General features: G+C 53.0%; 10 protein-coding genes and 3 pseudogenes. 7 read left to right on the top strand and 6 right to left on the bottom strand.

Translation table 11 applies throughout. The features are described from left to right. Window positions 1–169: 169 nt before the first annotated feature. Complete coding sequence (gene nlpD, locus F4V61_RS18790; RefSeq protein ID WP_038394617.1) at window positions 170–1291, top strand: murein hydrolase activator NlpD; 1122 nt, start codon at window positions 170–172, stop codon at window positions 1289–1291. Window positions 1292–1354: 63 nt separating this feature from the next. After that, the gene (gene rpoS, locus F4V61_RS18795) at window positions 1355–2347 is read left to right on the top strand and encodes an RNA polymerase sigma factor RpoS (RefSeq protein ID WP_000081498.1); all 993 of its coding nucleotides are present in this window, start codon (window positions 1355–1357) and stop codon (window positions 2345–2347) included. A 46-nt stretch (window positions 2348–2393) separates the two neighbouring features. Here the strand turns inward: rpoS and F4V61_RS18800 are convergent, their stop codons facing one another. Genes F4V61_RS18800 through F4V61_RS18810 form a run of 3 tightly spaced genes read right to left on the bottom strand, consistent with a single transcriptional unit; the run spans window position 2394 to window position 4661 of the window. Beyond that, a complete protein-coding gene (locus F4V61_RS18800) occupies window positions 2394–2630 on the bottom strand; it encodes a non-oxidative hydroxyarylic acid decarboxylases subunit D (protein ID WP_000562971.1) in 237 nt (78 codons plus the stop codon). Window positions 2631–2640: 10 nt separating this feature from the next. Next, the gene (locus F4V61_RS18805) at window positions 2641–4068 is read right to left on the bottom strand and encodes a non-oxidative hydroxyarylic acid decarboxylases subunit C (protein ID WP_038394620.1); all 1428 of its coding nucleotides are present in this window, start codon (window positions 4066–4068) and stop codon (window positions 2641–2643) included. Beyond that, window positions 4068–4661: a non-oxidative hydroxyarylic acid decarboxylases subunit B gene (locus F4V61_RS18810; RefSeq protein ID WP_038394622.1), complete on the bottom strand. Its 594-nt coding sequence runs from the start codon at window positions 4659–4661 to the stop codon at window positions 4068–4070. Before F4V61_RS18810 ends, F4V61_RS18805 begins: the two co-directional genes overlap by 1 nt. Window positions 4662–4830: 169 nt before the next feature. On the opposite strand from F4V61_RS18810, the gene F4V61_RS18815 reads away from it, so the two are divergent. Then, window positions 4831–5235 (top strand): MarR family winged helix-turn-helix transcriptional regulator, encoded by a 405-nt coding sequence (locus F4V61_RS18815; RefSeq protein WP_000423336.1) that lies wholly within the window; start codon window positions 4831–4833, stop codon window positions 5233–5235. Window positions 5236–5253: 18 nt separating this feature from the next. Here the strand turns inward: F4V61_RS18815 and ygbI are convergent. Continuing rightward, window positions 5254–6012: pseudogene (gene ygbI / locus F4V61_RS18820) on the bottom strand (DNA-binding transcriptional repressor YgbI). 197 nt (window positions 6013–6209) lie between these two features. Here ygbI and F4V61_RS18825 point away from each other — a divergent pair. Then, a pseudogene (locus F4V61_RS18825) lies at window positions 6210–6278 on the top strand (hypothetical protein); the annotation flags it as partial. Between the two features lie 79 nt (window positions 6279–6357). Here F4V61_RS18825 and F4V61_RS18830 read toward each other — a convergent pair. Next, window positions 6358–7290, bottom strand: coding sequence for a LysR family transcriptional regulator (locus F4V61_RS18830; RefSeq protein WP_077905470.1), 933 nt, complete (start codon window positions 7288–7290; stop codon window positions 6358–6360). A gap of 87 nt (window positions 7291–7377) precedes the next feature. Between F4V61_RS18830 and F4V61_RS18835 the strand changes: the two genes are divergently transcribed. Beyond that, a complete protein-coding gene (locus F4V61_RS18835) occupies window positions 7378–8586 on the top strand; it encodes an MFS transporter (protein ID WP_079828783.1) in 1209 nt (402 codons plus the stop codon). Then, window positions 8583–8963 (top strand): DUF4440 domain-containing protein, encoded by a 381-nt coding sequence (locus F4V61_RS18840; protein WP_038394630.1) that lies wholly within the window; start codon window positions 8583–8585, stop codon window positions 8961–8963. Before F4V61_RS18835 ends, F4V61_RS18840 begins: the two co-directional genes overlap by 4 nt. A 55-nt stretch (window positions 8964–9018) precedes the next feature. Here F4V61_RS18840 and mutS read toward each other — a convergent pair whose 3' ends face one another. Then, entirely contained in the window at window positions 9019–11586 is a 2568-nt protein-coding gene (gene mutS, locus F4V61_RS18845) for a DNA mismatch repair protein MutS (protein WP_038397721.1), read from the bottom strand. Window positions 11587–11745: 159 nt separating this feature from the next. Here mutS and F4V61_RS18850 point away from each other — a divergent pair. Then, a pseudogene (locus F4V61_RS18850) lies at window positions 11746–12141 on the top strand (integrase); the annotation flags it as partial. Between the last annotated feature and the right edge of the window lie 164 nt (window positions 12142–12305).

Raw genomic sequence — 12305 nt, forward strand, 5'->3', positions numbered from 1 at the left:
TGCAAACACTCACTATTACGCCTGCTGAAGCCGATAACGAATACCTGGAGTTTTCCTGGTTATTCCCGGTGGGTTAAGCGTATCGTGAACACATTTTCCAGTGTTCACTTAATGCGTTGTACGGTTCTTACGTCACTGGCTGTTAACCAAATTTTTTCCTGGGGGATAAATGAGCGCGGGAAGCCCAAAATTCACCGTTAGTCGCATTGCGGCACTATCACTGGTTTCACTATGGCTGGCAGGTTGTTCCAGTTCGTCAAACCCTCCGGCGCCGGTCTCGTCCGTGGACGGTGGTTTGTCATCAAATACCAATTCCGGGATGTTGATCACACCGCCGCCAAAAATGGGAGCGACAACGCAACAAGCGCCGCAAATTCAACCGGTTCAGCGTCCTGTTACTCAGCCCGTGCAAACTCAGCCTGTCGCGGAACAGCCTGTGCAGATGGAAAATGGGCGAATTGTGTACAATCGTCAGTATGGGAATATTCCGAAAGGTAGCTACGCCGGCGGCAGTACCTACACCGTGAAAAAGGGGGATACGCTTTTTTATATCGCCTGGATTACCGGGAACGATTTCCGCGATCTGGCCCAGCGAAACAGTATTCCAGCCCCGTATAGCCTGAATGTGGGGCAAGTTCTGCAAGTTGGCAACGCATCCGGTACGCCAATTACTGGCGGAAATGCGATCACCCAGGCGGATGCAGCACAGCAAGGAGTTGTGACCCGGTCTGCACAAAATTCCACCGTTGCAGTTGCGTCTCAACCTACAATTACGTATTCTGAGGGCTCAGGTGAACAAAGTGCTAACAAAATGTTGCCAAACAACAAGCCTGCTGGGACAGTTGTCACAGCGCCTGTAACGGCACCAACGGTAAGCACGACCGAACCAAATGCAAGCAGTACGTCAACCAGCGCGCCAATTTCCGCATGGCGCTGGCCGACTGATGGCAAAGTGATCGAAAACTTTGGCGCTTCCGAAGGGGGCAATAAAGGGATCGACATTGCAGGCAGTAAGGGACAGGCTATCGTCGCAACCGCAAATGGGCGCGTCGTGTATGCCGGTAACGCACTGCGTGGTTACGGTAATCTTATTATCATCAAACATAACGATGATTACCTGAGCGCCTACGCCCATAATGATACGATGCTGGTCCGGGAACAACAGGAAGTTAAGGCGGGGCAAAAAATCGCTACTATGGGTAGCACCGGCACCAGCTCTACACGCTTGCATTTTGAAATTCGTTACAAGGGGAAATCCGTAAACCCGCTGCGTTATTTACCGCAGCGATAAAGCGGCGGAACCAAGGCTTTGACTTGCCAGTTCCGTCAAGGGATCACGGGTAGGAGCCACCTTATGAGTCAGAATACGCTGAAAGTTCATGATTTAAATGAAGACGCGGAATTTGATGAGAACGGAGTAGAGGCTTTTGACGAAAAAGCCTTGAGTGAAGAGGAACCCAGTGATAACGACCTGGCTGAAGAAGAGCTGTTATCGCAAGGGGCCACACAGCGTGTGTTGGACGCGACTCAGCTTTACCTTGGTGAGATTGGGTATTCACCACTGTTAACAGCCGAAGAAGAAGTCTATTTTGCGCGTCGCGCACTGCGTGGAGATGTCGCTTCTCGCCGTCGCATGATTGAGAGTAACCTGCGTCTGGTGGTTAAAATTGCCCGCCGTTATGGCAATCGTGGACTGGCGTTGCTGGACCTGATTGAAGAGGGCAATCTGGGGCTTATCCGTGCAGTCGAGAAGTTTGACCCGGAACGCGGGTTCCGCTTCTCAACATATGCAACCTGGTGGATTCGTCAGACAATCGAACGGGCGATTATGAACCAAACCCGCACGATTCGCCTGCCGATTCACATTGTTAAAGAGCTGAACGTATACCTGCGTACCGCGCGTGAGTTGTCGCATAAACTGGACCACGAACCGAGTGCGGAAGAAATTGCAGAGCAACTGGATAAACCGGTTGATGACGTCAGCCGAATGCTTCGTCTCAACGAGCGCATTACCTCGGTAGACACCCCGCTTGGCGGTGATTCCGAAAAAGCGTTGCTGGACATCCTGGCCGATGAAAAAGAGAACGGTCCGGAAGACACCACGCAAGATGATGATATGAAACAAAGCATCGTCAAATGGCTGTTCGAACTGAACGCCAAACAGCGTGAAGTGCTGGCGCGTCGTTTCGGTCTACTGGGATATGAAGCTGCGACACTGGAAGATGTAGGCCGTGAAATCGGTCTTACGCGTGAACGTGTCCGTCAGATTCAGGTTGAAGGCCTGCGCCGTCTGCGTGAAATTCTGCAGACGCAGGGGCTGAATATCGAAGCGCTGTTCCGTGAGTAAGTACCTTTCGTCAAAAAAAGGCCAGTCGTCAGGCTGGCCTTTTTCTTTACCGTTTATCTTCTGCCAGTAGCGGCGGAATACTCGGCACCATTGGCGCGTTATCAATATCTTTTTGCGTCATGCGAAACGCTTGTGGATAGTGTTCGCGGCTGGTACGGCGTAATGGTTCGGTATCGCGCCAGGTATACAGGCAATGCTGACACTGATATACCGTCCAGACTCCTTTTACCGGCGAAGTCGCCATGAGCTCAATATGTTCATCGGCACAGCGTGGACAAATCATCGGTTACTCCTTATTTACGGTTGGCCAGCATGGCGGTCAGTTTTTCAGCCCAGGCTTTAGTTTCCGGTAAATCAACAACCGGCTGGCTATAGTGACCACGGTTATCTGGCGCAACCGGCGTGGTGGCGTCAATGATCAGCTTGTCGGTAATCCCCGCCGGGCTTGAACCCGGGTCCAGTTCCAGGACGGACATATTCGGTAGCTGTACCAGATCGCCTGCCGGATTCACTTTCGACGACAACGCCCACATTACCTGTGGCAGATTAAATGGATCGACATCTTCATCAACCATAATCACCATCTTCACATATCCCAAACCGTGCGGCGTCGTCATCGCTCGCAGGCCCACCGCGCGGGCAAAGCCGCCGTAGCGTTTTTTGGTCGAGATGATGGCCAGCAGGCCGTGGGTGTACATGGCGTTTACCGCCTGTACTTCCGGAAATTCGGCTTTTAACTGTTGATACAACGGCACGCAGGTCGCCGGTCCCATCAGGTAGTCGATTTCCGTCCATGGCATACCCAAATAGAGCGATTCAAAAATCGGTTTACTACGGTAAGAGACTTTATCGATACGCACCACGGTCATGTTGCGACCGCCGGAATAGTGGCCGGTAAATTCGCCGAACGGCCCTTCAATTTCACGTTTACGGCTTTCGATGACCCCTTCGAGAATCACTTCAGATCCCCACGGCACATCAAAACCGGTTAGCGGCGCAGTGGCGATAGGATAGGGGCTTTCACGTAGCGCGCCTGCCATTTCATACTCTGACTGATCGTATTTCAGCGGCGTTGCGCCCATCAGGGTAATGATCGGATCGTTACCCAGCGTGATCGCAATCGGCAGATCTTCGCCACGCTCTTCCGCTTTGTGCAGGTGCAATGCGATATCATGCATCGGTACCGGTTGCAGACCCAGCTTACGCTTGCCTTTAACTTCCATACGGTAGATACCGACATTCTGCTTGCCGAAATTCTCGGGATCGAGCGGATCGCGTGATACCACACAGGCTTTATCCAGATAGAATCCGCCGTCGCCGTCGTTCAGACGAAACAGTGGCAGGATATCAAACAGGTTGATTGCGTCGCCGTCGACGCTATTTTCCGCCCATCCCGGATTCGCCCGGCGTTCCGACGCCACCGGAAAATTGTCCCAGCGGCGAATAAATTCATCGATCTGTTTTTTAACCGGCGTGTTAGGCGGCAAGCCCAGCGAGATGGCATGGTTCTGCCAGGAACCGATAGTATTCATTGCCACGCGGGCGTCGGTAAAACCACGAATATTGTCAAACCACAGCGCGGGCGCGCCATCGCCGATTCGTCCCGTTGCGTTGGCTGCGGCGGCTAAATCCGGCTCCGCATTCACTTCCTCGCTGATTTTCAGCAGTTGTCCCTGCTGATCCAGCGCATGTAAAAAACTGCGCAAATCATCAAATGCCATTATCCATTCTCCTGTGAAAAATTCGTTGCCTGTCGCAGTCCTTGCCAGCGGCGCACGCGCGTATGCTCCAGACCAAACTGGTCGAGAACGCGCGCAACGATGTGCTGGATAATATCGTCAACGGTCTGCGGCAGGTTGTAGAACGCGGGCATAGGCGGAACTATCGCCACCCCCATGTGGGAAAGCGTAAGCATGTTTTCCAGATGAATCGTGCTGAGCGGCATTTCACGCGGCACCAGCACCAGCTTGCGGCCCTCTTTCAACACGACGTCGGCAGCGCGTCCCACCAGCCCTTCGGCATAGCCGGAGCGAATCCCCGCCAGAGTTTTCATGCTACAAGGGATAATAATCATGCCGTCGGTACGAAATGAGCCAGAGGAAATGGTCGCCGCCTGATCGGCTGGACTATGGCAATAATCCGCCAGCGCGGCTACCTCCATGGACGTGTAGGGCGTCTCCAGTTCGATAGTGGTTTTCGCCCACTTTGACATCACTAGATGTGTTTCAACATTAGGTATCGTCCGCAATGCCTGGAGTAGCGCGACGCCAAGCGGCGCGCCGGTCGCGCCGGTCATCCCTACAATCAATCTCATTTCTTGCCTCAATTATTGTTCGTGTACGAACGTTTTAGTCAAAATACGCTCACACGGCCCTTCCAGCAAGCTCCTCCCGACATCTGCGCACGTTTAGCTAAAGCATTCGTCATTAAAAAAACCAGCATAAGCCGTTATGATAGAAAAGGTTAATTTATCCGGAGTGATCATGGAGTTACGAAACACCGCGTTTCATCTTTTACGTCAACTTTTTCAGCAACATACCGCGCGCTGGCAGCATGAACTACCGGAACTCACCAAGCCTCAATATGCGGTAATGCGCGCCATTGCTGAACATTCTGGTATTGAACAGGTCGATCTGACCGAAGCGGCGGTCTGCACTAAAGCGACGCTGGCGGAGATGTTAAGCCGGATGGAAAATCGTGGGCTGGTAAAGCGAGAAAACGATCCGCTGGATAAGCGTCGGCGCTTTGTGTATCTCACTGCCCAAGGCCGGGCACTGCTCGCCGCCGCGATACCTCTGGGTGACCGCGTGGACGATGAGTTTTTGGGGCGACTGAGCGATGAAGAACGCGAACAGTTTGCGCAACTGGTACGCAAGATGATGGCGTAAGCGGCTTGCGCCGCTGCGCTATTTTTTAGCCATCAGCAGTGAGATATCCACTTTGGCCAGCGCCCGAATAGCGCTTTCCGGCAGGCCGTCATCGATGACTATCTGGTTGAATTCCGACAATGGTAACGCCAGCCATGTGGCGACCTGGCCGTATTTGGTCGCGTCGCGTACCAGAATTTTTTGTCGGCTGGCGACGGCCCGTTTCACCGCAACTTTATCTTCCGCTGGCGTTGAAATACCGCGCACGCTCCAGGAAGAGGCGGAAATAAAGGCTTGATCAATCATCAACCCACGCAAAAGCGTCGCTGCGGCTTCACCGACGTACGACCGGTTTTCCCGACATACCGCCCCGCCAGTGTGAATAATTGTGCGACCGCTATTGTCCATCAGGTAATCGGCGATAACGAAATCATTAATCACCACCGTGAGTTTATTCATCGTGACAAACTGTCTGGCAATCGCCAGCGTGGTAGTGCCTGCGTCAAGATAGATACAGCTTTCTGGTTGTACCAGACTGGCGGCCAGTTTGCCAATCGCCGCTTTCTGCGGTGTCCCCAGTTCGGTTTTGATCTGATGCGAAGGTTCCTGCGCCACGCGAGTCTATGACTGCACTCAGCCGGAGACCTGGATTACCGCGCCTTGCTGCTCCAGCTTTTGCAAATCACGGCGGAGGGTCATATGAGATACATGCATGCGCTCGGCCAGCTCAGCGATACTGACGATACCTTTCTCCGCCACCATATCAAGAATTATTTGTCGACGCTCAGTAGGTATCAACGTCTGCTCCTTTCTTTAGTCCTGTCGCGATCTTACGTCATTTCTCGTCACTGCGTGTGAAGTTCTGCTGCTACCTTCTTCACAAAAAATAACACATTTTGTTATTTTTTTGTGAGGGAACTCACCGCGATCGTTTTCTAAAACGCCAATATTCACATAACAAAACGTAATATCACGTAAATCAATATGGAGTGATAATGACAACAGGAACTGATTTTCATGTCGGCATTGTGGAGCTTGGCTCAATGGGAATGGGCGCTGGCAGGCGCAGGGGATCAAAGCCAAGCTGGCGGTTAAGGATTAAGACGATATTATTAGTCCGGGAGCGCAATGTTCCCGAATTGGCTACGATGATGGGGCGTGCTCCCCGCAATTCCATTGCGAACGTAAAAAATCAATAAATGCGCGTACTTTTGTCGATACATGGCGGGTATCCGGATAAACGGCATAAATGCCCTGGCGGGGAAAATGATAGTCGGGCAACACATGAACCAACGCCCCATCCTCCAGCGCGGTTTTGACTAACCATTCCGGCAGTAATGCGACGCCGCTTCCCGCGAGAGCAAAGGCCATCAGCGAACGCGCGCTGTCGACAGAAATTCTGCCGGCTTTGCTTATCTCCAGGCGTGAGTGTTGTCCATCATTATCCGTTAATGTCCATCGTAGCGGCGTGGATAATCGTTCATGAATAATCCATTCCGCCTGGGCCAGCGATTCCAGCGACGAAACAGGGTAGCGGGCGAGCCACTGTGGCGAGGCGACCGGCAGGATAGTAAAGCGGGATATCAGCGTGGCGCGATAGCGGGAGTCCGCCAGCGAGCCAAGCCGAATCGCCACATCAAAGCGTTCGGCAATTAAATCGGCATGATGTGATGAAGACATATGCCGAATACGGAGATCAGGATGGCGCTGACTAAACTGCGCCAATACCGGAATCACAACCTGTTCGCCAAATTCGGATGTGGTGGTAATACGTAACTCGCCGCCCAGCCCACTATGGCTGGCGCGCACTTCATCTTGCAAATTTTTCGCCGCGTTGAGTAAATTCACGCCTTTTTGATAAAAGAGGACGCCGGCGTCTGTAAGCGTCAGTCGCCGGGTGGAGCGTAACAGTAACGTTACGCCAAGCTCCTTTTCAAGCTGCCGAATATTAAAACTTACAACCGCTTTTGTTTGGCCTGATACGGCGGCGGCAGCCGTGAAGCTGCCGCTATCCACCACGGCGACAAACAGCGACATGCGCTGCAAATTGAGCATGATGAGCCCCTTTACTGTCAAAATTATTTTGACAGTATATCGTTGAAGCGCGGACTTATCTGACTTTCTCCGGACGGCTACATTAGCGCCTCTACCGGAGGATAAATAATGACGTATCGCAGTAAAGTGGCGGTGGTTTACCTGCTCGGCTTCTTTCTTGATCTGATTAATCTGTTTATTGCCAGCGTGGCTTTTCCCGCGATGTCCGTCGATCTGCATACGTCCATATCGGCGCTGGCATGGGTGAGTAACGGTTATATTGCAGGGTTAACGCTGATCGTTCCGTTTAGCGCGTTTTTTTCGCGTTATCTCGGCGCACGACGGTTGATCATGTTTTCACTCATTCTGTTTAGCGTTGCCGCCGCTGCCGCAGGCTTTGCCGATTCCTTATACGGCCTTGTTTTCTGGCGTATTGTGCAGGGAGCGGGCGGTGGATTGTTGATCCCGGTTGGTCAGGCGTTAACCTGGCAACAGTTTAAACCGCATGAACGCGCAGGCGTATCATCGGTCGTCATGATGGTGGCGCTACTGGCGCCGGCATGTTCGCCTGCGATTGGCGGGTTGCTGGTGGAAACGTGCGGCTGGCGCTGGATATTCTTTGCCACGCTGCCTGTGGCCATTATCACCTTATTGCTCGCTTATCTTTGGCTTAACGCCGATTCGACGACGGTAGCATCGGCAAGATTGCTCCATCTGCCGTTGCTGGCGGACAGGCTGCTGCGTTTCGCCATGATCGTTTATCAGTGTGTGCCGGGCATGTTTATTGGGATCAGTGTGGTCGGGATGTTTTATCTACAGAATGTCGCGCAACTGTCGCCCGCGGCGGCAGGGTCGTTGATGCTCCCCTGGTCGATCGCTTCATTTGTCGCCATTATGCTTACCGGACGTTACTTCAATTGGCTGGGACCGCGTCCGTTGATTATTGTCGGCTGCCTTCTTCAGGCCGCTGGAATCCTGCTTTTAACCCACGTTACGCCCGCGACATCTCACCGTGTACTGATGGTGATATTCGCGCTAATGGGCGCAGGCGGCAGTTTGTGCAGTAGTACTGCGCAGAGTAGTGCTTTCCTGACGATTGCTCGCCAGGAGATGCCTGACGCCAGTGCGCTATGGAATCTTAATCGTCAGCTCAGTTTTTTTATTGGCGCGACGCTGTTGACGATGCTGTTAAATGCGCTCCAGCGCGTTCTGTCGCTTGAGGCCGCGTATCGCTGGACCTTTATTGCCGCCGCCATTATCACCCTGCTGCCTCTTATTGACGCTGTTTGTCTGAACAATAGAAAAGTGCTTTTGCACCTAAAAAAGGAAAGACCATGAATTCATATAAAGAAGAAATTCTTCACACCCATGTGGCGATTGAGAACTGGCTTAGCAGGGGGGCGGGCAGCCTGGAGGCGTTGCTACAGCGTTTCGCTGCTGATTTTTCGATGGTAACGCCAGGAGGCGCCTGTCTGGATTATCCGGCGCTTGGCGCTTTTTTCCAGGCGCAGCGCGCGTGTCGCCCGGGGCTGGTTATCGTGGTTGAGCACATTGACCTTGTGGCGGAGTGGCCGGAAGGCGCCGCGCTTCGTTATCGTGAGCGGCAGCAACTGCCGGGCCAGGCAGAGACGGTACGCTGGTCGACGGTCATTTTAAAAAGGGAAAGAGGACGGATAGTCTGGCGCCATTTACACGAAACGACAGTCAAAGCCTGAAAAGCCTGTTCCGGCGCGCGGACCCGATAGCGCGGCGCTATCGGGCCTGACACGTTTACACCAGACTTTTCAGCCGATAGATCCACTCCAGCGCCTGGCGTGGCGTCAGGGAGTCCGGATCGAGATTCTCCAGCGCTTCAACGGCGGGCGATGTCTCTTCCGGAGCGGCAAGCAACGACATTTGCGTGCCGTCCACCTGCGTTGCCGCCGCATTGGGCGAGATGCTCTCCAGCTCGCGGAGTTTTTGGCGCGCGCGTTTGATCACCTCTTTAGGGACGCCCGCAAGCGCCGCGACCGCCAGGCCGTAACTCTTGCTTGCCGCGCCGTCCTGCACGCTGTGCATAAAAGCGATGGTATCGCCGTGTTCCAGCGCATCCAGGTGGACGTTCGCTACGCCTTCCATTTTTTCCGGCAACTGAGTCAGCTCAAAGTAGTGGGTGGCGAAAAGCGTTAACGCTTTAATCTTATTGGCGAGGTTCTCCGCGCAGGCCCAGGCCAGCGACAACCCGTCATACGTGGAGGTGCCGCGTCCGATTTCATCCATCAATACCAAGCTGTTTTCTGTGGCGTTATGCAGAATGTTCGCGGTTTCGGTCATCTCCACCATAAAGGTTGAGCGTCCGGAGGCCAGGTCGTCCGCTGCGCCGACGCGGGTAAAAATACGGTCGATCGGGCCGATTTCCACATTTTGCGCCGGCACGTAACTGCCAATCCAGGCCAGCAGCGCGATCAATGCCGTTTGTCGCATATAGGTACTTTTACCGCCCATATTAGGGCCAGTGATGATCAACATACGGCGTTGCGGCGACAGATTAAGCGGGTTAGCGATAAACGGCTCATTCAGAACCTGCTCCACCACAGGGTGGCGACCTTCGATGATACGAATACCGGGTTTATCGGTAAACGTCGGACAGGTGTAATTCAGCGTATAAGCGCGTTCAGCCAGATTAACCAGCACATCCAGTTCCGCCAGCGCGCTTGCGCTCTGCTGCAAATCCGCCAGATGCGGCAACAACAAATCAAATAATTCGTCGTAAAGCTGTTTTTCCAGCGCCAGAGCTTTGCCTTTAGAGGTCAGAACTTTATCTTCGTACTCTTTCAGCTCAGGAATAATGTAGCGTTCGGCATTTTTCAGCGTCTGGCGACGCACATAATTGATTGGCGCCAGATGGCTTTGACCACGGCTAATCTGAATGTAATAGCCATGCACAGCGTTATAGCCGACTTTCAGAGTATCCAGTCCGGTACGCTCGCGCTCGCGAATTTCCAGACGATCGAGGTAGTCGGTGGCGCCGTCCGCCAGCGCGCGCCATTCATCCAGCTCCTGGTGATAGCCGGGGGCAATAACGCCGCCGTCGCGGACCAGTACCGGCGGCGCGTCAATAATGGCGCGTTCCAGGAGGTCGCGTAGTTCGGCAAAATCGCCCATTTTTTTACGCAACGCCTGCACCGGCGCGCTGTCAACGGTTTCAAGCTGAGCGTGCAATTCCGGCAGTTGCTGGAAGGCGTGACGCATTCGGGCGAGGTCGCGCGGACGCGCGGTGCGTAGCGCCAGACGGGCAAGAATGCGCTCCAGATCGCCGACCTGACGCAGCACGGGTTGCAGCTCGCTGACGGTGTCCTGCAAGGCGCCGATGGTCTGCTGGCGTTCACGCAATATGTCGGTATTTCTTATCGGCATGTGCAGCCAGCGTTTAAGCATTCGGCTGCCCATTGGCGTCACGGTACAATCAAGCACCGCAGCGAGCGTATTTTCGACGCCGCCAGCCAGGTTCTGGGTAATTTCCAGATTGCGACGGGTCGCGGCATCCATAATGATGCTGTCCTGCTGGCGTTCCATCGTAATGGAGCGAATATGCGGCAGGGAGGTGCGCTGCGTATCTTTTACGTACTGTAACAGGCAGCCCGCCGCACATAATCCACGCGAGGCATTTTCGACGCCGAAGCCGACCAGATCCCGCGTACCGAATTGTAAATTTAGCTGCTGACGGGCGGTATCAATCTCAAACTCCCACAGCGGACGGCGGCGTAAGCCCCGACGTCCCTCTATCAACGCCATTTCAGCAAAATCTTCGGCATACAACAATTCGGCAGGATTCGTGCGTTGCAACTCTGCTGCCATGGTTTCACGGTCGGCGGGCTCGCTCAGACGAAAGCGCCCGGAGCTGATATCCAGCGTGGCGTAGCCGTAGCCTTTACCATCCTGCCAGATAGCCGCCAGCAGGTTATCCTGACGTTCCTGTAACAGGGCTTCATCGCTGATGGTGCCAGGCGTAACGATACGCACGACCTTACGTTCAACGGGGCCTTTGCTGGTGGCCGGGTCGCCAATCTGTTCGCAAATAGCGACGGATTCGCCCTGATTGACTAGTTTTGCGAGATAGTTTTCTACGGCGTGGTGCGGGATGCCCGCCATGGGGATAGGTTCGCCAGCCGATGCGCCGCGTTTGGTCAGCGAAATATCGAGCAACTGCGACGCACGCTTTGCGTCGTCATAAAACAGCTCGTAAAAGTCGCCCATACGATAAAACAGCAGGATCTCCGGATGCTGGGCCTTCAGCTTGAGATACTGCTGCATCATCGGGGTATGGCTAGAGAAGTCCTTATCAATGTCTTCATTCATATTGATTTTACTCATTTTTTAATTCTTTCAAGTGCTCATGTGGCCCCAGGAAAAACCCTTTTAAACCCACATAAACCCATAAATTTGTAGCTCATTTGTAGCTCAAAGCGTGATAGATTGGTTTTACTCCTTCTCTGGGCTACAAATAGTGGTGATACTTTGAAAACAACTCTCAATCAGGCTTTTATTATCAACAAGTTGAGTATCGATGTTAAGCCTGAGCTCAGTAGCTCTGGAAAAGTCGTTTTCGAAGCTAACCCTGACCAAAAACCTTACATAGTTTTTGACGATCATCGAGATTCACCTGTTGGCTTCGGTGTGAAGGTCAGTTTGACGAAAAAAACCTATGTAATCCAGAGAAGAGTGTCTTCTGGTGATCGTAGTGTGAGTGAGGGTAAGAAACCCAGTTCTGTCTTAAAAGCAAAGGTCGGGAATGTGTCTGATTTTCCGAGTATTGATCAAGCTCGTGAAGCAGCCCGGCAGTTGGTTCAGACAATGATCACAACAAAGAGAAACCCCAACAAAATTAAACGACAAGCAGATGTTTCTGAACTCACTATGAGTGAAGTGTTTGCTCAATATCGTCAACATCTTGACCCTGGCCCAAATTCAGTACAGTGCTAAATCAGAGATCTTCGTCTTTCCGGAGACTTCGGATAAATTCAGCCGGAGTCATGTCATTTAATGATGAATGCGTTCTCTCATGATTGTATTCCCTG

Origin of the sequence: Salmonella enterica subsp. arizonae, assembly GCF_008692845.1 — a bacterium.
In the GTDB taxonomy this organism is placed as follows: domain Bacteria; phylum Pseudomonadota; class Gammaproteobacteria; order Enterobacterales; family Enterobacteriaceae; genus Salmonella; species Salmonella arizonae.

Coding starts and splice junctions, on each gene's coding strand:
- rpoS (WP_000081498.1), top strand. CDS start 1,355: ATGAGTCAGAATACGCTGAAAGTTCATGATTTAAATGAAGACGCGGAA.
- mutS (WP_038397721.1), bottom strand. CDS start 11,586: ATGAATGAAGACATTGATAAGGACTTCTCTAGCCATACCCCGATGATG.
- F4V61_RS18805 (WP_038394620.1), bottom strand. CDS start 4,068: ATGGCATTTGATGATTTGCGCAGTTTTTTACATGCGCTGGATCAGCAG.
- F4V61_RS18815 (WP_000423336.1), top strand. CDS start 4,831: ATGGAGTTACGAAACACCGCGTTTCATCTTTTACGTCAACTTTTTCAG.
- F4V61_RS18810 (WP_038394622.1), bottom strand. CDS start 4,661: ATGAGATTGATTGTAGGGATGACCGGCGCGACCGGCGCGCCGCTTGGC.
- nlpD (WP_038394617.1), top strand. CDS start 170: ATGAGCGCGGGAAGCCCAAAATTCACCGTTAGTCGCATTGCGGCACTA.
- F4V61_RS18835 (WP_079828783.1), top strand. CDS start 7,378: ATGACGTATCGCAGTAAAGTGGCGGTGGTTTACCTGCTCGGCTTCTTT.
- F4V61_RS18800 (WP_000562971.1), bottom strand. CDS start 2,630: ATGATTTGTCCACGCTGTGCCGATGAACATATTGAGCTCATGGCGACT.
- F4V61_RS18840 (WP_038394630.1), top strand. CDS start 8,583: ATGAATTCATATAAAGAAGAAATTCTTCACACCCATGTGGCGATTGAG.